Annotated in this window: 15 protein-coding genes and 1 pseudogene; 3 read left to right on the top strand and 13 right to left on the bottom strand. The window is 61.3% G+C overall.

All coding sequences use genetic code 11. The annotated features are described in order from the left end of the window. Positions 1-42: 42 nt before the first annotated feature. The 10 genes from ACQ4WZ_RS12845 to ACQ4WZ_RS12800 all read right to left on the bottom strand — a co-directional run bounded on the left by ACQ4WZ_RS12845 (position 43) and on the right by ACQ4WZ_RS12800 (position 13,907). Complete coding sequence (locus ACQ4WZ_RS12845) at positions 43-954, bottom strand: carbohydrate kinase family protein (protein WP_436573589.1); 912 nt, start codon at positions 952-954, stop codon at positions 43-45. Beyond that, positions 951-2,582, bottom strand: a complete 1,632-nt coding sequence (locus ACQ4WZ_RS12840) for an alpha-amylase family glycosyl hydrolase (RefSeq protein WP_436573588.1) — start codon at positions 2,580-2,582, stop codon at positions 951-953. The genes ACQ4WZ_RS12845 and ACQ4WZ_RS12840 overlap by 4 nt, the downstream gene beginning before the upstream one ends. A 10-nt stretch (positions 2,583-2,592) precedes the next feature. Further along, a complete protein-coding gene (malG, locus tag ACQ4WZ_RS12835; protein WP_077402472.1) occupies positions 2,593-3,483 on the bottom strand; it encodes a maltose ABC transporter permease MalG in 891 nt (296 codons plus the stop codon). 10 nt (positions 3,484-3,493) lie between these two features. After that, the gene (gene malF, locus ACQ4WZ_RS12830; protein WP_101480614.1) at positions 3,494-5,005 is read right to left on the bottom strand and encodes a maltose ABC transporter permease MalF; all 1,512 of its coding nucleotides are present in this window, start codon (positions 5,003-5,005) and stop codon (positions 3,494-3,496) included. 137 nt (positions 5,006-5,142) lie between these two features. Next, entirely contained in the window at positions 5,143-6,363 is a 1,221-nt protein-coding gene (gene malE / locus ACQ4WZ_RS12825) for a maltose/maltodextrin ABC transporter substrate-binding protein MalE (RefSeq protein WP_180338408.1), read from the bottom strand. A 98-nt stretch (positions 6,364-6,461) separates the two neighbouring features. Next, positions 6,462-7,547 carry an ABC transporter ATP-binding protein gene (locus ACQ4WZ_RS12820; protein WP_101480615.1) on the bottom strand — a complete coding sequence of 362 codons (1,086 nt, stop codon included), beginning with the start codon at positions 7,545-7,547 and terminating at the stop codon, positions 6,462-6,464. A gap of 84 nt (positions 7,548-7,631) precedes the next feature. Further along, a complete protein-coding gene (locus ACQ4WZ_RS12815) occupies positions 7,632-9,272 on the bottom strand; it encodes an alpha-amylase family glycosyl hydrolase (protein ID WP_436573587.1) in 1,641 nt (546 codons plus the stop codon). 301 nt (positions 9,273-9,573) lie between these two features. Next, positions 9,574-10,587, bottom strand: a complete 1,014-nt coding sequence (locus ACQ4WZ_RS12810) for a substrate-binding domain-containing protein (RefSeq protein ID WP_436573586.1) — start codon at positions 10,585-10,587, stop codon at positions 9,574-9,576. A 340-nt stretch (positions 10,588-10,927) separates the two neighbouring features. Further along, positions 10,928-12,145, bottom strand: a complete 1,218-nt coding sequence (locus ACQ4WZ_RS12805) for a maltoporin (protein ID WP_101480618.1) — start codon at positions 12,143-12,145, stop codon at positions 10,928-10,930. 220 nt (positions 12,146-12,365) lie between these two features. After that, on the bottom strand, positions 12,366-13,907 hold the full coding sequence (locus tag ACQ4WZ_RS12800) for an MFS transporter (RefSeq protein ID WP_436573585.1): 1,542 nt from the start codon (positions 13,905-13,907) through the stop codon (positions 12,366-12,368). A gap of 125 nt (positions 13,908-14,032) precedes the next feature. Here ACQ4WZ_RS12800 and ACQ4WZ_RS12795 point away from each other — a divergent pair, with 125 nt between their 5' ends. The 3 genes from ACQ4WZ_RS12795 (at position 14,033) to ACQ4WZ_RS12785 (ending at position 18,105) form a co-directional block, all read left to right on the top strand. Beyond that, the gene (locus ACQ4WZ_RS12795) at positions 14,033-14,953 is read left to right on the top strand and encodes a LysR family transcriptional regulator (protein ID WP_436573584.1); all 921 of its coding nucleotides are present in this window, start codon (positions 14,033-14,035) and stop codon (positions 14,951-14,953) included. Between the two features lie 310 nt (positions 14,954-15,263). Then, positions 15,264-16,379: a patatin-like phospholipase family protein gene (locus ACQ4WZ_RS12790; RefSeq protein ID WP_101480621.1), complete on the top strand. Its 1,116-nt coding sequence runs from the start codon at positions 15,264-15,266 to the stop codon at positions 16,377-16,379. 79 nt (positions 16,380-16,458) lie between these two features. Next, positions 16,459-18,105, top strand: a complete 1,647-nt coding sequence (locus ACQ4WZ_RS12785; RefSeq protein WP_101480622.1) for a methyl-accepting chemotaxis protein — start codon at positions 16,459-16,461, stop codon at positions 18,103-18,105. Between the two features lie 472 nt (positions 18,106-18,577). Here the strand turns inward: ACQ4WZ_RS12785 and ACQ4WZ_RS12780 are convergent, their stop codons facing one another. The 3 genes and pseudogenes from ACQ4WZ_RS12780 to ACQ4WZ_RS12770 form a co-directional block, all read right to left on the bottom strand. Beyond that, the gene (locus ACQ4WZ_RS12780; protein ID WP_436573583.1) at positions 18,578-19,081 is read right to left on the bottom strand and encodes an imm11 family protein; all 504 of its coding nucleotides are present in this window, start codon (positions 19,079-19,081) and stop codon (positions 18,578-18,580) included. A 75-nt stretch (positions 19,082-19,156) separates the two neighbouring features. Continuing rightward, positions 19,157-19,276: pseudogene (locus ACQ4WZ_RS12775) on the bottom strand (hypothetical protein); the annotation flags it as partial. Positions 19,277-19,355: 79 nt separating this feature from the next. Next, the gene (locus ACQ4WZ_RS12770; protein ID WP_436573582.1) at positions 19,356-21,014 is read right to left on the bottom strand and encodes a glycoside hydrolase family 13 protein; all 1,659 of its coding nucleotides are present in this window, start codon (positions 21,012-21,014) and stop codon (positions 19,356-19,358) included. Between the last annotated feature and the right edge of the window lie 167 nt (positions 21,015-21,181).

Here is a 21,181-nt window from a genome sequence, read left to right as displayed (position 1 = left end):
ATGCGCCCGTTAGCTCGATGCTACGCTTAATAGAATATTAAGCTATAAGCTAGTGCTGTCTTGATATAAGTCATGCAGCTGTGGCAGCCCGATGAACCGTTCATGTGTGCCATTCTGCGCGCAGGCAAACGCGCCGGCGATGGCGCCGCAGCGCATGGCAGTGTCCAGGCCTGCATCACCCAGCCAGGCGTGCAGGAAGGCGGCGACAAAGGAATCGCCCGCGCCATTCGTGTCCACCACGGGCAACTTCAGGCCTGCCGCCGGAGTGTGCCGCACGGACGCGCTGCCCCGTTCCAGCACATACGCGCCCTGCGCGCCGGCCATGGCGATCACGGCCTGTGCGCGGCCTTCCGCGACTATCGTGCGCATGACGGATTCCGTGCGCTCGGCCAGCGCGGCCGTGCTGAGGAAGACCAGGTCGGCCCGCAGCGCGAACATCTTGTGGTGCGGGTTGATGCCATCCCAGTCGTGCAAATCGGTCGACACCGTGGTGCCGCACACTTGCGCGTCGTCAAACAGCGCCGCCACCCAGCCCATGATGGAAAAGTGCGCATGGCGGGCCGGGCCCAGGTAGGGCAGGTAGAAATTGGGCGGCATGCGCACGTCTTCCGGGTGGCGGCCATCGTACAGCGACAGTCTGCGTCCTTGCGGGTCGACCAGGTTGACGCTGCGCCGCGTGCCGGACGGTTCGACGATGTGTGAAAAATCGAGCTTTGCCGCTTTATAACGCTGCAGGATGGCCGCGCCTTGCGCATCGTCGCCGATGAAGTCGATGAACTTGCAGCGCAAGCCCAGCGCATGGCAGCCGAGCGCCACGCCATTGCCCGTGTGCGCCACGTAGTCGTGGATGGGTGGCACGTGTACGGAATCGGCGGCGGGCAATTGCAGGTCGGGGACGCGCACGATGGTGTCGATGCCGGCGCCGCCGACTACTAATACGTCATAGGTACTCATGGTGCAGCTTTCTCCAGCAGGACGGTGCCGGCCGCGTTCACGGCGACGGCGCCATCTTTGACGATATAGGTTTGATGCGTATAGGCGTCGCGCAGCTTGCTGCCATCGGCGAAAACGCCGTGTATCTTCAATGTGATGATCCCCTGCGCCTCGGGCACGGCGATGATGGCGTCATCCTGCGCCACGCGGGCAAACGCATACGGTTTCTCGTCGATCAGGCGATGCTCGCCGCGCGCCAGGGCAGGGTGGCGCAAACGGAACTGGCCCAGCTTGCGCGCATGCGCCAGGGTGGCAGCGTCCAGCGAGTCCCAGTTCATGTCGGAGCGGGTGGCCTGCTGTTCGTCGCCGATGGGTGCCGCGCCAGGCTGGCGGCCGCTTTCATCGCCGTAGAACAGCTGCACGCCACCGGGTGCCAGCAGCAGGGCGGACAATCCATGTTTCAGCTCCTTGCGCGGGAACAGGCTGGTATCGTGCGAAGAGATATACGACAGGATGTCGTAGCGGGGCTCCTTGCCAATGCGCTTGCCCAGCAAGCCCGCGTACTGGCGGTAGACGCCATCGATGCTTTTCCAGTCGCCGCCAGCGCGGTGTTGAAAGTCGAAATTGATCATCGAGTCGAAGCCCGCGTCATGCCAGCTGCTGCGCTCTGGACCATGGCCCCACGCTTCGCCCGTCATCCAGAACGGGGCATCGTCGATTTTCTGTTCGGGATGGCGCGTTTTCCAGTCCTTCAATGCTTCCGTGGCGGCAGCGCGCAGGGCCAGCCAACTGGCCGGCTCCACGTGCTTGACGGTGTCCGCCCTGAAACCGTCGACGCCGAATTCGCGCACCCAGTCGGCCAGCCAGTGGACCAGGTAAGCGCGCACGGTGGTGTCGGGCAGGGCGACGGCGCGCGTGTCGGACTTGCGCTGCAGGATAGGCGGCAAGCCCACGGCCTTGCCGCTTTCCGTGCGGAAGTCGGGCAGGAAGGCTAGCTGCATGGTGAAATCATCCTGGCCGCCGTCGGGATAGCCGGGCAAGCCCGCGCGCACCCAGTCCGGGCCCCACCACTGCTTGAATTCGAAGTTGTTGTAGTCGATGAAGCTATGATAGTCGCGCAGGGTGGCTTTTTCATGGCCGGGCCACAGCACGGGCACCTTGTACTGTGCCAGGGTGCGCAAGTCCGCGTAGCCGGGATGGTTCAGCACCACGTCGAACAGCACGCGGATACCCTGCGTGTGGGCCGTGTTGATCATCTCGCGCAGTTCTTCGCGCGTGCCCATGTTGGCGTCCATGGTGGTGTAGTCGAGCGCCCAGTAGCCGTGGTAGGCGTAGTGCTGGAATTGCTGCTTGCCGCCCACTACCCAGCCGTGGATCTGTTCATACGGCGCCGTGATCCACAAGGCGTTGACGCCCAGGTCTTGAAAATAGCCGGTTTTCAGCTGCTGCGTGATGCCGGCGATGTCGCCGCCGTGAAAGCTGCCCACATCGCCGCCTTGCGGGTCGGCCGCGCGGCCATAACTATGGTCGTTGCCGGGATTGCCGTTGGCGTAGCGATCTGTCACGGCAAAGTAGACGATGGGGTTGTCCGCGAAACTGCCCGCCTGCGCCGGTGCGCAGAAGAGCAAAGCGGCGAGGGCGGTCAGCATGGTCTTCATGTCAGCCCTTCACGCCGCCAGCCGTCAGGCCGGAGATCATCCACTTCTGCGCCAGCAGGAACACTGCCGTGATGGGCAAGCCGGACAAGATGGCCGCCGCGGCGAAGTCGCCCCACAGGTATTTTTGCTCGTACAGGAACAGTTTCGAGCCGACTGCCAGGGTCAGGTTGTTCTGTTCATGCAGCAGCACGGAAGCGATCGGATACTCGATGATGGCGCCGATGAACGACAGCAGGAATACCACCATGAGGATGGGCACCGTCATCGGCAGCAGCACGTAGACAAACGCTTGCCACTGCGTGGCGCCATCGACCTTGGCCGCTTCTTCGATCTCGATGGGGATGGTTTGATAGTATCCCTTGATGGTCCAGATATGCAGGGCGATGCCGCCCGTGTAAGCCAGCACCAGGCTGCCGTGGTGGTCGATGCCCAGCCATGGCACGTAGCTGCCCAGCACATCGAAGATGGCGTAGATGGCCACCAGGGCCAGCACGGCGGGGAACATTTGCAGCAGCATCAGCGCGGACAGGGTCTGCGACTTGAAGCGGAACTGCATGCGCGCGAATGCATACGCACAGGTGGTCGACAGCAGCACGGTGACGGTGGCGCTCATGCTGGCCACCTTGATGGAATTCCACAGCCACAGCAGCACGGGAAAGTCCGGCTCGACCAGGGTGCCGTTGGGCGCCTGGTAAGACATGCCCAGCGCCAATCGCCAGTGCTCGAAGCTGATCTCGGGCGGTATCAAACTGCCCGAAGCGAAGTTGCCGGGCCGCAGGGAGATCGACAGAATCATCAGGAAGGGAAACATCACCAGCGCGATCAGCGCGATCACGGCGACATGGGCCGCCAGGATGCGCCAGCGGTTGGAACGGTCGACAACGATAGCCATGAACTGTCCTTTATGCTTTGTTCATGCGCGTCAGGCGCATGTTGACCAGCGAAATCGCGGCCACGAGGAAGAAGATCAGGGTCGAGATGGCAGCGGCCAGGCCAAAGTTCTGGCCGGAATCCTCGAACGCGATGCGGTAGGTGTAGGACACCAGCAAGTCCGTCGTGCCGGCCGGCAAGGTCGTGTCGAGGAAATCGGGACGCCCGCCCGTCAGCAAGCTGATCAGCACGAAGTTGTTGAAATTGAAGCCAAGGCTGGCCACCATCAGCGGCGTGAGCGGCTTGATGATCAGTGGCAGGGTGATCTTGAAGAAATTCGTCAGCGGTCCCGCGCCGGCCAGGGCCGACGCTTCGTACAGGTCCGACGGGATCGCCTTGATCAGGCCCATGCACACCACCATCATGTAGGGGTAGCCGAGCCAGGTGTTGACGATCAGGATCATGGCCTTGGCCAGCGTGGTGTCCGAGAACCAGGCGGGCTTGATGCCGAAGAGCGCATCGAGCACCAGGTTGATTTCGCCAAAGTTATTGTTGAACAAGCCCTTGAAGACGAGGATGGAAATGAATCCGGGCACGGCATACGGCAGGAACAGCAGGGTGCGGTACAGGCCGCGGAAGCGCAGCGCATCCCAGTTCAGCAGCACGGCCAGCGCCATGCCCAGGCCCGTCGTGGTGGCCACGCTGATCAGGGCGAAGACGATGGTCCAGACGAAAATGCGCAGGAAGGGGCCGCGAAACGCTTCGTCGGAGAAAATCTTCACGAAGTTGGCGAAACCGACGTTGACCTTGAAGCCCGGTTCCAGTTTCGTGCCGTCCGGCATTTCATAAAATCCTGTCTTGAAATTCGGTGTCACGAGTTCGCCCGTGGCGATCTTCTTCAGCGTCTTGTCGGGGAGTTGCTTGTAGACATGCGCAACGGGGCCGAATTCACGCAAGCCCACCATGCGCAGCTCGATCCTGTTAGGCAGGATGAGTGTCAGCAGCTTCAAATCCTTTTGCAGGGCGATGATGTCCTTGATGGGCAGCGGCGGGGCCAGCACGGGTGCCTGCACGGGATCCGGCGGCGCCACCTCCACGTTCAGGGGGACGGCGCGCTTCAGGGCCAGCGGCTGTGTCAGCAGCACTTCGCCCGTGTCCGGGCTTTCCAGGCGCAAGCGGTATTCCTTGTTGTCCGGGTGCACGGTCAGTGCGTAGCCCGTGCTTTCCACGCGCTGTGTCTCGTCGAGCAGGTATTGCGTGGCCCGCTCATAGGTGAGCAGGTTGCGCGAACTGAAATTGGTAAAGCCGATCGACACCGTGTACACCATCGGCAGCAGCACGAAGACGATGACTGCCGTGATGCCGGGAAACAGGTAACGGTAGGCATAGGCGCGCGGCGACGTGAAGACAAACGTCGTCAGGGTCAGCAAGCCGAGGAAAATGGCGGCCAGCATGGTCTGGCCGGAAATGTACAACATGAAGAGCAGATACAGACCCAGCGCCATGCTGATGGTCAATACCGTAGGGCCGATAAACTTGCGCACGATGGATACCTGTGAAGATGGAATGATACGAGGTGGCGTAGGTCGGATTAACGCTTGCGCGTAATCCGACAACACTGTTGGCTGCTGGTGTCGGATTACGGCCCTTCGGGCCTAATCCGACCTACGCCTTGACCTGCTTAATTGGCGGTCGTAATCCGCTTCGCCGCCGCATCCAGGCCATCCTTGGTGGTCTGGCGGCCTTGCGTGATGTTTTCCAGCGCCGATTGCATCGACGACCAGAAGCGGCCCATTTCCGGGTTGTTCGGCATCGGGCGGCCCGCTTGGGCGCTTTCCATCGTCGCCTGGATGTTCGGATTGGCTTTCAATTCCGCGAACAGCACTTTGTTGGCTGGCGTGCCCAGCGGGACGTCGGCGTTGATGGTTTTCAGGCCATTGAGCTGCAGCATCTGGTTTTCCAGGAATTCCGTCGCCAGGTCCTTGTTCGGGCTCGCCTTGGAAATCATTGCGCCCAGCACGCCCACGAATGGGGTGGCCGTCTTGCCTGCCACGGTAGGAATCGTTGCCACGCCGTAATTGATCTTCGATTTGCGCGCATTGTCCCACGACCATGGGCCGTTGATCATCATGGCGATCTTGCCCTGGTTAAAGCCGGCTTCCATTTCCGCGTAGCCCGCGCCCTTCGGCATGGCGCCACTGTTGATCAAGGTCATCAGCGCATTCACGCCAGCTTGCGAACCGGCATTGTTGACACCCGTCTTGGCCGCATCGTAGCGCCCATCAGCCTTGACTTCAAACGGGAAACCGCCGCCCGCGCCCAGCAAAGGCCAGGTGAAATAGGTATTCGTGTAATCCCACAGGATGGCTTTCTTGCCTTGCGCAGACAGTTTTTTGTCCAGCGCGGCGATTTCCTCGAAGGTTTTTGGCGGCGTCGGCACCAGGTCCTTGTTGTAGACGAGGGCCACGGCTTCGATGGAGATCGGGTAGCCCCAGGTCTTGCCGCTAACGGTGAAGGCGTTCCAGGCCAGCGGCAGGATGGCGGCGCGCGCTTCTTTGCTTGGCGTCACTGGTTGCAGCAAGCCGGCGTCAATCCAGCCGCCGATACGGTCATGCGGCCAGATCCAGATGTCCGGGCCCTTGCCGGCGGCCGCCGCCTGCTGGAATTTGTTCGGTGCATCTTCCGGGTGCTCGACGACGACCTTGATGCCCGTCTTCTTGGTGAATTCTTCGCCGACCTTGGCCAGGCCCTTGTAGCCCTTGTCGCCATTGATCCAGATCAAGAGGGTACCTGCTTCGGCCGCGTGCGCCATGCTGACGGCGGCCAGGTTGCCAATGCCGGCCAGGGCGGCGGCGATCAGGGTGGTTTTGATGAAGCTGCGTTTCGGGTGTGTGAAGGACATGTCAATCTCCAGTGTCTTTTTTTATGTGAAGTATCAAGGCTGAAACGATGCAACCAGGCCAGGCGGCGCCTGTAGCGCCTGGCCCCTTAAATTCGGAATCAGTTACGGGTCTGGCCGTGCTCGTCGAACACGTGGACGCGGGCGGGCGCCACTTGCAGCGCCACGGACTGGCCGATGGCCCAGTCAGTGTCTGCATCGGCGCGCACCACCAGCGGCTCGTCGCCGCCCGGCACCTGCACATACAGATAGCTGATGTCGCCCAGTTTTTCCACCGCCTGCACGCTGGCCGTGATGGCGGCCGCGGCGCCGGGCGCGCACGCCTGCACGTGTTCAGGGCGGGCGCCGATGGTGACGGGGGTGCCGCTGGCCAGCGGCTGCTGGAGTGCCGCCTGCAGCAAGCCGCCTGCATTCGTGGCAATGGTGGCCACGCCGTCTGCGTAGCTGTGGATCTTGCCTTTGAGGAAGTTCATGCGGGGCGAACCGAGGAAGCCGGCCACGAACAGGTTGGCGGGATGGTGGTATAGCTCCAGCGGTGCGCCCACTTGTTCGATGCGGCCCGCGTTGAGCACGACGATGCGGTCGGCCAGGGTCATCGCTTCGACTTGATCATGCGTGACGTAAATCATGGTCGAGCGCAATTCGCGGTGCAAATTCGCCAGTTCGATGCGCATCTGCACGCGCAGCGAGGCGTCGAGATTCGACAGCGGTTCGTCGAACAGGAAGACGTCGGGTTTGCGGACGATGGCGCGGCCGATGGCCACGCGCTGGCGCTGGCCGCCTGACAAGTCTTTTGGCTTGCGTTCCAGCAAAGGTTCGATGCGCAGGATTTGCGCGGCGCGCTGCACGGCGTCAGCAATTTGTACCTTACTCATGCCGGCCAGTTTCAGGCCAAAGGCCATGTTTTGCGCCACGCTCATGTGCGGATACAGGGCGTAGCTCTGGAATACCATGGCGATGCCGCGCTTGGCGGGCGGCACGTCGTTCATGCGCGTCTTGCCAATATACAAGTCGCCGCCGCTGATTTCTTCCAGGCCGCAGATGCTGCGCAGCAAGGTGGACTTGCCGCAGCCCGACGGTCCCACGAACACCATGAATTCGCCGTCGGCGATCTCCAGGTCGATGCCGTGCAGGGTTTGCACGTCGCCGTATGCCTTTTTCAGGCCTGTTAACTTCAGTCCAGCCATGTCGTCCTCGTTCTCTCAATTTGGCCCCGCTGATGCGCGGGGCTCGTTATTGTAAATGGCGGCATGGCCGCCAAAGCCTGCGATTTACGCCAAGGTGCCGAACCAGCCGCCATGCGGAGGCAGACTGATCTGTTGGTCAACTTTGCTGCCCGGTAAGCCATGACCGGCCAGGTCGGCCGCTGGCGCCGCATCGGGCCAGGTGAACGTCACGGCTTCCGTGCCCAGGTTGAAGGCGGCTAATACAGCAGGTTGGCCGGGCAAGTCGCGGCGCAGGGCCAGCACGGGTTCCGGCGCATCGAAGAAAACGATGTCGCCACGCAGCAATTGCGGCAGGGTGCGGCGCCAGGCGAGGATGTTCTGCGCAAACTGCAAAGGCGAGGCGGCGTCGCGCTCTTCGACGTCAACGGCACGCGCAAGATGCTCGGGTGGCACGGGCAGCCAGGGTTTTGCATTGCTGAAGCCGCCGTGCGGCGCGTCGGCCACCCACGGCATCGGCGTGCGGCAGCCGTCGCGGCCCTTGAACTGGGGCCAGAACGGGATGCCGTACGGGTCCTGCAGCGCCTCGAAAGGAATGTCCGCTTCCGTCAGGGCCAGCTCGTCGCCCTGGTACAGGCACGGTGTGCCTTTCAGCGCCGCCTGCACGGCCAGCACCACCTTGGCCAGAGATGGCGATGGATTCTCGCCGCCCCAGCGCGTCATGACGCGCACGCTGTCGTGGTTGCCTACGGACCAGGAAGCCCAGCCGTCGGTCACTTTGGCTTCGAATTCTTCCACCTGCGTGCGGATGTGCGCGGCTGAAAACTCCGCCGTCAGCAAGTTGAAACTGTAAGCCATATGCAGCTTGTCGCCGCCCGTGGTGTAGGCGGCCATGGTGTCCAGCGCATTGTCGTCGCCCACTTCGCCGATGGAAATGGCTTGATATTCGTCAAGCACGGCGCGCACGCGCTGCAGGTAGGCGATGTTTTCCGGCTGCGTCTTGTCATACACGTGCGCTTGCATGCCATACGGGTTGATGGCCGACACGCTGCTCGCGTCGCGCTGCGCGGCTGGCGGATTATCGCGCAGCAACTGGTCGTGATACGGGAAGTTGCAGGAATCGAAGCGGAAGCCATCGACGCCGCGTTCCAGCCAGAACCGCAGGTTATCCAGCTGGGCCTGCTGAACGGCCGGATTGTGGAAATTCAGGTCGGGCTGGCTGGCGAGGAAATCGTGCAGGTAGTACTGGCCGCGGCGCGGCTCCCATTGCCAGGCGGAACCGCCAAACACGGACAGCCAGTTGTTTGGCGCCGTGCCGTCCGGTTTCTGGTCGGCCCACACATACCAGTCGGCCTTGGCATTGTCGCGGCTGGAGCGGCTTTCCACGAACCACGGGTGAAGGTCGGACGAGTGCGACAGCACCTGGTCGATCATCACTTTCAAGCCCAGTTCGTGGGCGCGCGCCACCAGGCGGTCGAAATCGGCCAGGCTGCCAAACATGGGGTCGACGTCGCAGAAGTCGGCCACGTCGTAGCCGAAGTCTTTCATCGGCGACGTGAAGAAGGGCGAGATCCACACGATGTCGGCGCCCAGGGCGGCGATGTATGCGAGCTTGGAGGTGATGCCGGGCAAGTCGCCGATGCCGTCGCCATTGCTGTCGAGGAAGCTGCGTGGATATACCTGGTAGATGACGGCGCTGCGCCACCAGTCGGCGGGCAGGTTGGCGAGATTGTTCTGGATGGTCGGCATGAATGATTTCTTAAAAGTTGCCTGTAGCCGTGGCTATCAGGGTGGCGCTGATGGTTGGTAGGCGAACGTCTTATTTTAAAATTCAAAGCGCTTTGGGTATGAAATGAGTATAGTTCAAAGCGCTTTGAAAAGTAAAGCGATACACGCACCAGACATACGATTTTTTTATGAGGGTAATTCAGGACGGCGAGGCGGGAGAGCCGGGGTCAGACCCGCCGGGGGATTGCGTCCCAGTGGGACGCAATCCCCTCACGCCGTGACTGACCCTGGTATTTTACGGCTTGTGCGGCGAGAGGCTGAATCAGGAGGGTATTGCCGGTCCGGCCGACTCGCCCGGCAGCAGCTCGCACGGCCACAGTTCCTGCAGTTCGGTGACGGGCGTGCCGTCCATCAGGGCCAGCAGCATGTGGATCATCTTCGCGCCGGCGCCACGCGGGTCGGGCTGCACGACGGTGGTGACGTTGTGGCCGGCCAGGGAGTCTTCCATCACGCCCCAGACGATCAGGGACATCTCGCTGCCGATGGCGATGCCCGCGTCGAGCAGGGCGCACACCGCGCCCACGCCCGACATGTGATTGTCGACGATGACGGCAGTAGGGCGGGGCGAGCGGGCCAGCAGGCGCTGCATGGCCTGGTAGCCGGCGCGGCGGTCGTGCGCATTGTCGACCAGGTTGTCCGGGTCGACGGCAAGGCCGCCCGCCTGCATGGCGTGCTGGAAACTCTCGACGCGCTGGCGCACGAAGTTCAGGTCCGGCGTGGCGCTGATCAGGCCGATGCGCTGGTGGCCCAGCTGTGCCAGGCGTTCGACGGCCAGGCGCATGCCCGCCTCATTGTCGTAGTCGAACCAGGCGTGCGGCTGGTTCAGCTGCGTGCGGCCATGGGCGACAAAGGGCATGCCCTGCTGCGCCAGGTAGGCGATGCGCTCGTCGAACGGTTTTGTCCGTCCGACCACCAGTCCGTCGATGCGGCGTCCCTTGACCATACGTTCATAGGTGTGGAATTCATTGGTGGCCGACGCGGGCGCGATCATCATGTCCATCTGCTGCGCTTCCAGCGCTTCCGACATGCCGCCCACGATCTCGATGAACATGGGGTCGGCCAGGTCGTTCGGCATCAGCGGGTAGATGATGCCGACGATATTCGTGCGCCCGACGGCCAGGCTGCGCGCCATGGGATTGGGACGGTAGCCGGCCGCCTGCGCGGCGGCCAGCACCCGCTCACGCGTGCGTTCACTCACTTCCGGATAGCCATTCAAGGCGCGGCTGACGGTGGTTTCGGATATTCCTAGCGTTTTGGCGAGATTTTTGAGGTTCATGGATGCTGCAGTCGGGGGCTATCTTGAGTGGGTCTTGCCGCTGCCGGCGTCCTGCCGTTGGGCGGGAGCGGTGCAGTGCAATGCGATTAGGAGTAGTTTATCTGATAAATGCCGGAATGATCAGGGTCATGACCAGCGGCGGCAGCGCCCAAAAAAATACGCGGGCAAACCCAGGGGCGCCCGCGCTAAAAGAGGATACTGCTGAATCACTACATTGAAGCTGCCGGCCATCGCGTGCAGCGGCGAAATGGTGGGTCCGGGTAAAGCATGCCCCCAGGAAGGCGGGCGGTGTTGCTGCCAGTGGCTGGCGCCTTGCGGCATCAGCCAGTGTTGGATGCTCTTACCACCAGGATTCCACTTGGAAACCCATGGAGCTGCCGTTTGTTTTTCCACCAAACACGCCCGTCGACGACAGCGCGGTTTCCGCTGCGGCGGCCGACTGGGCTGCCTTGTTCCATTTGGCGTAGGTGTAGAAGGCGCGCAGCACAGGGCGCGACCAGAAGCTGTTGCCAGCCGACAATTGCGGCGCGAAGGTCAGCTTGGTCAGGTTGCGGCTCTCGCCACCTTCCGGCTTGACGATGTCGTGGCCCAGTTCCACGGCCAGGCTGTAGTTGTCCGTGAAGTGGTAGATGGGACGCGCGCCGATCGAGGTCCATTTGCTGCTGACGCCGGCCGTTTGCTTGTCTTCGTAGACGAAGGTGCCCATGCCGGACCAGGAACCTTTGGGCTGGATCATGATTTGTTCCGTCAGGCGCGTGACCTTGTCGTCCTTGTCGGCGCCCAGGCTGAAGCCGCCCGTGTTGGCCGCGCTACCTTTGCCGAACTGCAATGCTACTTTGTTGAAGCCGCCCAGCAGATTGCCTTGCGTATGCATGATGGTCAACAAGTGGCCGCTGGCGATGGGGGCCGCGCCTTGCGCATTGCGTTTCTGATTGAATTGCAGGCCCAGCGTCAGTTCACCGTCCGGGTTGACCTTGATGCCGGAAAAGCGCAAGTCGTGGGACAGGCCCATGCGCTTGCTGTCCTTGTCGTCGGCCGTGCGTACGATGGCGTAGGCCAGCTTGGCGGCGCCCAGGTCGATGTTTTCCAGGCCGGCGCCAGGGCCGCTGTTGTTCCAGAAGTAGTAATCGGTGATGTGCACGTCCTGGCGGTCGTAGTAGCGCTTGCCGACCCAGGCGCGCGCTTCGGCGAAGGCGCCCGTGCCGATCTTGTCAGCCACCACGTTCATTTCACGCCACGACGGGTCCGATTGTTCCCAGTCCTGGTTTTGGTTGACGGAAAACGCCACCAGGGTATTGATGCGGAAGGTGGTGCCGTTGGCTGCCTTGAACGCTTCGCCGCCGAATTTCAGCTCGCCGTAGGTTTCGCACTCATTGCCCAGACGATACTTGGACGAGGCGCCGGCCAGTCCGAAGCAGGCTTCCTTGCCGCCTTCGCTGCTGGTGCCGAAGCCCGAGCGGATGTAGCCGCCGAAGTCGATCGGCAAGGCAGCCTGGGCCGATGCGCTCAGGGCCATGAGCACTGCCGCTGGCAACGCTTTCAAGAAAATTTTGTTCATTGTGTCTCCAGGTTTTTTATAGGTGTGGGATCGGCGCGCATCATTTTGCACAACCAAAGCGCTTTAACTATATTTCAAAGCGCTTTGAGTATAGTTCAAAGCGCTTTGATAAGTAAACTCGTTTTATTCTTCACATCCTTTGGAAACTTGGCAGATGTTGCAGAGAAACATCAAAGGCGGGCGGCGGCGCATGGGCGCCGCCGTGTACGGCAAGAGGGAATCAGGATGGAGCGTCGCAGGCGGGCAGGGCGGCCGTGTCCGTTGCCGCAGGGGCCGGATGACGCAAAAAAGCCAGGATCAGAAGGGCTGAGGCCGTCGTAATGCTGGCCAGCACATACAGCAAGTGGCGGAAGGCATTGCCATACGCTTGCGCCAGCTCGGCGGTTCCTGCCTGCGGCAGCAGGGTAGCCGCATGGCGCAGCTCACCCAGCGCCAGGAACGGCCCGGCGTGCGCCGCCTGTGCCGTGCCGACGCCGGCAATGCCGGCGCCGCCCAGCGCTGCCACCGTGAAGGTGCCCAGCAGCGCGCTGACGATGGCCAGCGCCAGGCCTTCGCCCGCCACGCGCGTCGTATTGAAGATGCCGGCCGCCATGCCCGCCCGCTCGACCGGCACGACGCTGATGGCCAGGCCATCCATCAAGCCCCAGGGCAGGCTGATGCCGCAACCGATCAGCAGCAGCGGTCCCAGCAAGCTGGCGGGTGACTGTCCCGGCGCGCAGCTCGATAGCCACAGCAGGCCGCCCGCCGCCAGCAGCAAGCCGCAGGCGCAGATGTGCGCGGCGTCAATGCGCTGCGCCGCCATGCCAGCCAGGACCGGAAGCACCAGCATGGGCGCGGACAGGGCGATCATCATGCGTCCCGCTTCCAGCGCGCTGTAGCCTTCGATACCGATGAAGCGGGCCGGCAGCAGCACCAGCAGCACGACAAAGGAAAACGCGGGCGCGGCCGCCAGCAGTTGCACGCCGGCAAAGGCGGGCAGGCGGAATAGCGACAGATCCAGCATGGGTTGCGCGGCGCGCCGCTCCACGCGGATGAAAGCGGCCAGCAGCAAGGCCGCGCCACCGAGCAGCCCCATGCTGGCGGCGCTGCCCCAGCCACTATTGGGCGCCTGCAGCAAGCCATACGTAAACAAGGAGAGCGCGCCGGTAAACGTCAGGGCGCCGGGCCAGTCCACGCCCTGCGCCTGCGGGTCGCGCGATTCGCGCATGGCGCGCGCGGCGGCCAGCAGGGCGGCCAGGCCGGCTACGGCCGTAGCGATGAAGATGGCGCGCCAGCCCGTGTGCGTGATCAAGGTGCCTGCCATGAAGGGGCCGAAGGCCAGGCCCACGCCGAAGGCCGTGCCGATCAGGCTGAAGGCGCGCGCGCGGGACTGGCCGTCGAATTCCTGCGCCAGGGCCGCCAGTCCGCTCGACAGGGCCATGGCGCAGCCCAGGCCCTGGACGGCGCGCAGCACATCGAGCCACAGGATGCCGGGCGCGGCTGACAATGCCAGCGCGGCGGCGGAAAACACGCTCATGCCCAACAGGAACACGCGTTTGCGGCCATAGCGGTCGGCCAGCGCGCCGGCCACCATCAGGCAGCCGCCAAAGATGAGCATGAAGGCATTCGTGATCCACGCCAGCGCCAGCGGCGTGCCGTGCAGGTCGGCGGCGATGGCGGGGATGGCGATGGCGGGGCCCGTAAAACTGAGCGGCATGCACAGGGCTGCCAGGCAGACGGCGGCCAGCACGAAGGCGCGCCGGGCCGGGGAGGCAGGCTTCATACGGTGATTCGTATCCATGGGAATGATTCCAGAAAGAGGGAATCCGATGATAATATGGACGCAATCTATGAAAAAGTGGCTGAAATTCCACTCATAGCGGACATTTTTTCCCTAATCGAGATGACATGGATAATCTGAACGGCATCTCCGCTTTCGTGCGCGCGGCGGAAACGCGCAGCTATGTGGCGGCCGGGCGCCTGCTCGGCGTGTCGGCTTCTGCCGTGGGCAAGAGCGTGGCGCGGCTGGAAGAAAAGCTGGGCGTGCGACTGTTGAACCGCAGCACGCGGCGCATCAGCCTGAGCAATGAGGGCGCGCTGTTCTACGAGCGTTGCCAGCGCATCCTTGCCGACCTCGGCGATGCCGAGGCGGAACTGTCGCACCTGGCCGTGGCGCCACGCGGCAAGCTCAAGGTCAGCCTGCCCGTGATCGGCTACCGCATCATCCTGCCCCTGCTGGCCGAGTTTACAAGGCGGTACCCGGAGATCGAACTCGACCTCGATTTCAACGACCGCCTGGTCGACGTGGTGGCCGAAGGCATTGATGTGGCCGTGCGCAGCGGCACCTTGACCGATTCGCGGCTGATGGCGCGCGAGCTGGGGCCGTTTGCCTTTGCCATCGTTGGCGCTCCCGCGTATTTCGCCCGCCATGGCGTGCCGGCCACGCCACGCGCGCTGGAAGGGCACGCCTGCGTACGCTATAAATTCCCCACCACGGGGAAATTACAGGAATGGGCGCTGCAGCGCGCCGACGGCGACGGCGACGGCGGTGGCGAACTGCGCTTGCCGACGGCCTTGACCTGCAACAATATCGAGGCCTTGATCGGCGCCGCCACGCAGGGCGTGGGCCTCGCCTATTTGCCTGACTTTATCGTGCGTGACGCCATCGCACGGGGCGAGTTGCAAGCCGTGCTGGGCGAGTACCTGCTGTACTCGAGCAAGTTCTGGGTGCTGTGGCCGTCGAGCCGCCATCTGTCGCCCAAAATTCGCGTTTTTGTTGACCATTTGTGTACCCACCTGCATTTTTCCGCGCCCCCTTCCTCCCTCTGACCAGCCTGGCGGCCGCCATGGCGGCCAGTTGAGGAATATTCCTACCCCAAAGAGATTTTTCCTAACATTGCAGAATATTTATTTGCTGCGATGCACCACGCTACGCCGCATATTGTCAGCTTATACCCTTTCTGAATACCCATCATGCGTTAATTAAATTGCCATAAGGAATTTATTTATGTTAATTTCATATCTGTTTCTGCAATATTGCAATAGTTTCCTGTTGCTGGAACATGGGCATGAATCAGCGTAATAAGCGTGTAGTAACCAACAATTAGGGCGTGAGCCCGGTTCCGTTCAGGGAGTGTGCATGAAGACAGTAAGCACGACGCCGCCACATCCGGCGCCAGCCGCGACACCTGCCCGCAAGACGGGCTTGCTGCTTGGGGGCGGTGCACCAAACTCCACCTTGATCGCGGGCGCGCTGGCCGCGTTTCTCGACGAAGGCATCGAATTCGATGTCATTTCGGCCTCCGGCGCCGGTGTGCTGATGGGTTTGCTTTATACGACGCCGCATGAGGCCACGCCGCGCCAGGCCTTGCAAAGCTGGGCCGACACGGGCGTAGCCGACAGTATCTACAAGATGATTCCGATCAACTACAAGGTGTTCCAGAAGCCGGGCATGCATGCCAGCACATTTCGCGACGCCTTCCAGCCGCCGGCCAACAATCCTTTTTTCCAGGCGTTCCAGCAAACGTTTGCGGGCGTGCCCACGGCCTGGTCGGACTGGGGGAAATTGATGGTGTCGTCGCTGTCGCCATCGGACCTGTCGGCGAAAAGCCTGGGCCTGTGCGCGCACTTGCCCTTCCTGGAAAAAGCCGTGGATTTCTCGGGCGTGGCGCGCATGCGCCCCGATTTTTACATCAATGCCTACAACCTCAGCGAGCACCGCATGCAAATCTGGGGCAAGCACGAGATCGCACCGATCCACGTGCGCGCGGCCCTGTCGTTCCCCTTCCTGTATGCGCCGACGACCATCGATGGCGACGACTACATCGAAGGCGCGGCGCTCGATACGCTCAATTTCGAGCCGTTTATCGAAGGCAAGGGCGAACACCATGACGCCGATACCCTGGTCATCCTCGACATCCTCGGCGATGAGCGATTGCTGCGCAAGCCGCGCAATCTGTACGACGCCTGGGTACGCTCCATCATCACGCCGCTGGTAAAAATTTCCAAGAGCGAGCTGCGCCTGTTCGAGCTCGAGCACAACACGGACGCGCGCACGGGCCAGCCCAAGCGGCGCCTGCTGAAACTCGACCTGATGGGCGGCATCCCGGAGCAGCACTGGCCCGATACCCTGGACTGGTCCAGTTCGAACATGCAGCTGCTGTTCGACGTGGGCCACAAGGCGGGCCTGGCGTTTTGCCGCCAGCATGGCGACTTGCTGCGCCGCACGCCTGACGCTTCCCCGCTGGCGGCCTAGCACCGTTCTCCGGCCACCTGATCGGCAGCTACTCATCCTGCCTGGCCTCGCCAGGCTGTTTTTTTGACTGTGAAACACCATGAATATCACCAAGCAATTAATTCTGACCCTCACCATCGCCTTGCTGGCCCTGCTGGTGCTGGGCGCCGGCGGCGCCATCCAGCTGCAGCGCGCCCAGGAGCGTTTTGACACCGTGCAAAACCGCATCATCCCCAGCATCCAGGGCTTGAATGCTGCCAAGGGCTTCCTGGCCGATTCGCGCCTGGCCGGCTACCGCCTGTCCGTGTTCTCCAACCTGGCAGACAAGACGGCGCTGGACAAGGCCGTGGCTGACGCCAACACGAATTTCGACAAGGTCATCGCCACGTATCGCGCCGAGCGCCTGTACGACGCCACGGACAGCAAGATGCTCGACGCTGACCAGGCCGCCATGGAAGCCTACCGCCGCGCGCTGGTACCATTCTTTGCCGCCGCCTACGCGGGCGACATGGATGGCGTGCGCGCCACCTTGCTGGCCGGCACGCCGCTGGCCATCACGGCCGCCGCCGCGAAAAAAAGCATGGATGACCATATCGCCTATAACAACAAGCTGGTCGATGACGTAAAGGCCGAAAGCCTGGCCGCCTACGATACGGCCTTCAACACCATGCTGGCCGTGCTGGGCGTGGCCGTGCTGCTGACGGGCGCGCTGGCCTGGCATATCTACCGCACCATCAGCGGCGGCCTGGGCGATATCGAGCATACTCTTGAACGTGTCAGCGCCTCGCTGGACCTTTCCGCCGCCATGCCCGTCGAGCGGATGGATGAAGTGGGCCGTACGGCCACCGCCTTCAACAAATTCCTCGAACGTATCGTCGACGTGATCGCCACCGTGCGCACTTCGGCTGATACGGTCAGCGTGGCGGCCGCGCAGATTTCCGCCGGCAACGCGGACTTGTCCGTACGCACGGAGCAACAGGCGTCTTCCCTGGAAGAAACGGCGTCCAGTCTGGAAGAGCTGACTTCGGCCGTGCGCCAGAATACGGACAATGCGCGTCAGGCCAATACCCTGGCCGTGTCCGCCTCGGACGTGGCCCGCAAGGGCGGCGCCGTGGTGGCGCAAGTGGTGGGCACGATGGGTTCCATCAATGAATCGGCGAAGAAGATTGCCGACATTATCGGCGTGATCGACGGCATCGCCTTCCAAACCAATATTTTGGCGCTGAATGCAGCGGTGGAAGCGGCCCGTGCGGGCGAGCAGGGCCGCGGCTTCGCCGTGGTGGCCACCGAAGTGCGCAACCTGGCGCAGCGCTCGGCGGCGGCGGCCAAGGAAATCAAGGGCTTGATCGAGGATTCCGTGGATAAAGTCAACACGGGCAGCGCGCTGGTCGATCAGGCGGGCGCGACGATGGAAGAAATCGTCGCCAGCATCCGTCGCGTGACGGACATCATGGGCGACATCGCCGACGCCAGCCACGAGCAAAGCGCCGGCATCGAGCAAGTGAACCAGGCCATTTCGCAAATGGACCAGGTCACCCAGCAAAACGCGGCCCTCGTGGAAGAGGCGGCCGCCGCCGCTTCCTCGCTGCAAGAGCGCGCCGTGGAACTGGTCGACGTGGTGGCCGTGTTCCGCCTGCGTGGCGATGCCCAGGCCAAATCGTTGAAGGTGGCGGGCGGCTTGCCAGCCCGTGCTACACCAGCCTCTGGCCGGCGCCTGGCGCTGCCCGGCCGAAGCGTCAGCGCTTGACCCTTGTGATTACCCCGGTACGCCGGGGTTTTTTTTTGCGGTGGAGCCATCCAGTGCGTAAGCGTTGACGTGCTGCACCTGTGGCGGGCGGCGGTAAAGTTGCCCGGGCTGGCAGGGCGGAAGGGATGGTGGGAGGCACCGCCTGGTTCTGCACAGGGTATCAGCCTGACTTTCGTGCGCGTGATTCCGCTTTCGTCCCGAAGCAGACCTTCGCAATGCTGTCATGTGCGCCCAGCCATTGGTGAACATATTCAAGGTCGGAAAAGCTCTTTTTTTGGTCGATGGCGGACGGTGGTGATACCGATATTGTCTCAGGTCGGACAGCCGCAGGGAACGGTACCAGATGAATAAATCAGTGCCTCATCGGAAACTGTTGTAGCTCAAAAGCTTTTTAGCCGGCTTTTTCAATATTCAACCGGAGCCCTCTACTCTTCGCAGCACGCACAATTTCCTCAGAAAGCAATGGATCAATTCATATGATTTTATCGACAAAGAAAAAATCTAGCTTCTCACCTTCAGGCTGTTCTATACAAAGATTTTTTATCCCCCTGACCTTATAATCAGGTGAAAGCTCACCACTGGCAAGCTTGCCTAAAACCATAGGCTTTCCCGCATACTCCGAATTGATATAATCAAAACATAAAACTTTATCATTGGCATGAATTAGGAAATACCTTCCCTCTGTGGCTTTCCCATTGAAATAACTGGCGTCCACTGGAAAAAATTCCAAGGAGGTATTATGTTCATCTATAATTTCTTTCATTTGTTCAGAAATAAAGAAGGCGCCGCATGTTGTAAGAAAAAAATCGGCTTTGAGTTTTTTTATGCGCTTATCTAAAACAAGGCTAACCTTAGTCTCACGCAAGAGAATTTTTTCACCTAGCTGATAGTGCTCAGGAAGTGCCGGGAAAAACTCCACATCACCATCAATAAACCCACCATCTGGATCTTCATGCCGAAGAATATAGTATTGCACCTTACTTCTCCTAACAAGTCAAACGAGTACCTTCAGGTCTCGGATCTGTATTTTTTAATAGCAGGTTATCAGTGCCTAAGTAGCGACCTCGAAGAGATAATAGTCAAGTAACTCTTGAGCGGACAAGGATAAGCTCAATTCCTCATATACCTCGCGCTCTACGCATTCTGCAGGAGTCTCGCCAATCCCGATGCGACCACCAGGAAGTTCTCACTCATCCCAGCGCCATTTTCCCAGGCGATCGCGCGACTCGATGTGATTGCACAACAACGCTTTACCCGAGCCCTGCCTCACACACATAAGCAATAGCAAACGATTCGTATGGCTGCAGGCTGAGGTGGTCGGTCCAGCTATCACGCTGGGCATAGTTGCTGATCAAGCCTTGCCCGGCAATGCCGTGCAGCATTGCCGGCAGATCCAGTTCGACATGTTCGCCGGAGAAGTTGTTGACGACAACCAGCTGTTGGCTCCCCAAGCTGCGCCGGTAGGCGAATACCTGCGGGTGCTGCTCCAGCAATGGCAGGTATTGTCCGTAAACCATGACGTCCCAGTGCTTGCGCAGTTCGATCAGCTTCTGGTAGTGGAAGAAGACCGAATTGGGTTGTTCCAGCGCGGCCGCGACGTTGATCTCACGGTAGTTTGGATTCAGCTTTAGCCATGGCGTGCCACTACTGAAACCGGCGTTGTGTGTGCTGTTCCACTGCATTGGGGTGCGTGCATTGTCCCGCCCGTTGGCGTGGATGCCGGCCATCATCGTCTCCGGTGAAACGCCGGCGGCCGTGCGTTCGCGGTAGAGGTTGAGCGATTCGATGTCGCGATAGTCGTCGATGGAATCGAAACGTACATTGGTCATGCCTATTTCCTCGCCTTGATAGACGTAGGGGGTGCCCTTGAGAAAATGTAGCGCGGTGGCCAGCATCTTGGCCGACTCGACCCGGTAACGGCCGGGGTCGCCGTATTTGGATACGGCGCGCGGCAGGTCGTGGTTATTCCAGAACAGCGAGTTCCAGCCGGCATCGGCCAGCTCGGTCTGCCACTTACTGATGATCTGCTTGAATTCGATCAGATCGAACGGCCGCGACTTCCATTTCCCTTCCTTGGTATCGTGGGTCATTGTGATGTGCTCAAACTGGAAGACCATCGACAGCTCCTGGCGCGCCGGGTCGGAATACAGCTTGGCGGTCTCCGGGGTGGCGCTCCAAGTCTCGCCCACCGACAATACATTACGTGCCGCCAAGGTCGCTTGGTGCATTTGCTGCAGCAGCGGGTGCAGTTGGGCGCCGTTGGCGATAATCTGCTGGTCGACCTGTTTGCCGATGAGATCGATCACATCCATGCGGAAGCCGCCGATGCCCTTGTCCAACCACCAGTTCATCATGCGGTGCACCTCTTCCTGCACCTGGGGATTTTCCCAGTTCAGGTCCGGCTGTCGTCTCGAGAACAGATGGAAGTAATACTCACCGCTGGCGGCATCGTATTCCCATGCACTCCCGCCAAAATACGAACGTTGCTGGTCGGGCGGGGAGCCATCGGCGCCTGCATTGCGCCAGATGTAATAGTCACGGTAGGGGCTATCCTTGGATTTCTTCGCCTCGACGAACCAAGCATGCTCGTCAGAGGTGTGGTTGACCACAAGATCCATCAAAATACGGATGTCGCGCTTGGCCGCCTCTGCGATCAACTGCTCCATCTCGGCCAATGTGCCGAATTCAGCGGCGATATCCTGATAGTCGGAGATGTCATAGCCGTTATCGTCCATCGGCGACCGGTACACCGGCGACAGCCAGATCAGGTTGATTCCCAGATGTTGCAGGTAGTCCAGTCTGCCGATGATGCCGGCCAGATCACCGACCCCATCGTGATTGCTGTCTTGAAAACTACGTGGGTAGATCTGATACACGACGGCGTTATGCCACCATTTCTTATCCAACATGATTATCTTTCTCGCTTATGGATTGGCGGCACTGTCTTGCAACGTGCCAAGGGATCGCCAGGGGTAGGGGATATCCGATCTCGTCGTTGGATCCGGCAGCGATGAGATCGCACACCAGGAGTGTGGCAGGACACCGAGGCTCCAAACACGATCCATCGTGTTTTCAT

It is taken from the genome of Janthinobacterium darwini (assembly GCF_051380905.1).
Taxonomy (GTDB): domain Bacteria; phylum Pseudomonadota; class Gammaproteobacteria; order Burkholderiales; family Burkholderiaceae_D; genus Janthinobacterium.
This window is presented reverse-complemented; position numbering and strand designations above follow the sequence as displayed.

Bases quoted from the DNA above. Each gene is read 5' to 3' on its own strand.
- ACQ4WZ_RS12845 (WP_436573589.1), bottom strand. From the start codon at position 954: ATGAGTACCTATGACGTATTAGTAGTCGGCGGCGCCGGCATCGACACC.
- ACQ4WZ_RS12790 (WP_101480621.1), top strand. From the start codon at position 15,264: ATGAAGACAGTAAGCACGACGCCGCCACATCCGGCGCCAGCCGCGACA.
- ACQ4WZ_RS12840 (WP_436573588.1), bottom strand. From the start codon at position 2,582: ATGCTGACCGCCCTCGCCGCTTTGCTCTTCTGCGCACCGGCGCAGGCG.
- malE (WP_180338408.1), bottom strand. From the start codon at position 6,363: ATGTCCTTCACACACCCGAAACGCAGCTTCATCAAAACCACCCTGATC.
- ACQ4WZ_RS12820 (WP_101480615.1), bottom strand. From the start codon at position 7,547: ATGGCTGGACTGAAGTTAACAGGCCTGAAAAAGGCATACGGCGACGTG.
- malG (WP_077402472.1), bottom strand. From the start codon at position 3,483: ATGGCTATCGTTGTCGACCGTTCCAACCGCTGGCGCATCCTGGCGGCC.
- ACQ4WZ_RS12795 (WP_436573584.1), top strand. From the start codon at position 14,033: ATGGATAATCTGAACGGCATCTCCGCTTTCGTGCGCGCGGCGGAAACG.
- ACQ4WZ_RS12770 (WP_436573582.1), bottom strand. From the start codon at position 21,014: ATGTTGGATAAGAAATGGTGGCATAACGCCGTCGTGTATCAGATCTAC.
- ACQ4WZ_RS12785 (WP_101480622.1), top strand. From the start codon at position 16,459: ATGAATATCACCAAGCAATTAATTCTGACCCTCACCATCGCCTTGCTG.
- ACQ4WZ_RS12805 (WP_101480618.1), bottom strand. From the start codon at position 12,145: ATGAACAAAATTTTCTTGAAAGCGTTGCCAGCGGCAGTGCTCATGGCC.
- ACQ4WZ_RS12815 (WP_436573587.1), bottom strand. From the start codon at position 9,272: ATGCCGACCATCCAGAACAATCTCGCCAACCTGCCCGCCGACTGGTGG.
- ACQ4WZ_RS12810 (WP_436573586.1), bottom strand. From the start codon at position 10,587: ATGAACCTCAAAAATCTCGCCAAAACGCTAGGAATATCCGAAACCACC.
- ACQ4WZ_RS12800 (WP_436573585.1), bottom strand. From the start codon at position 13,907: ATGAAGCCTGCCTCCCCGGCCCGGCGCGCCTTCGTGCTGGCCGCCGTC.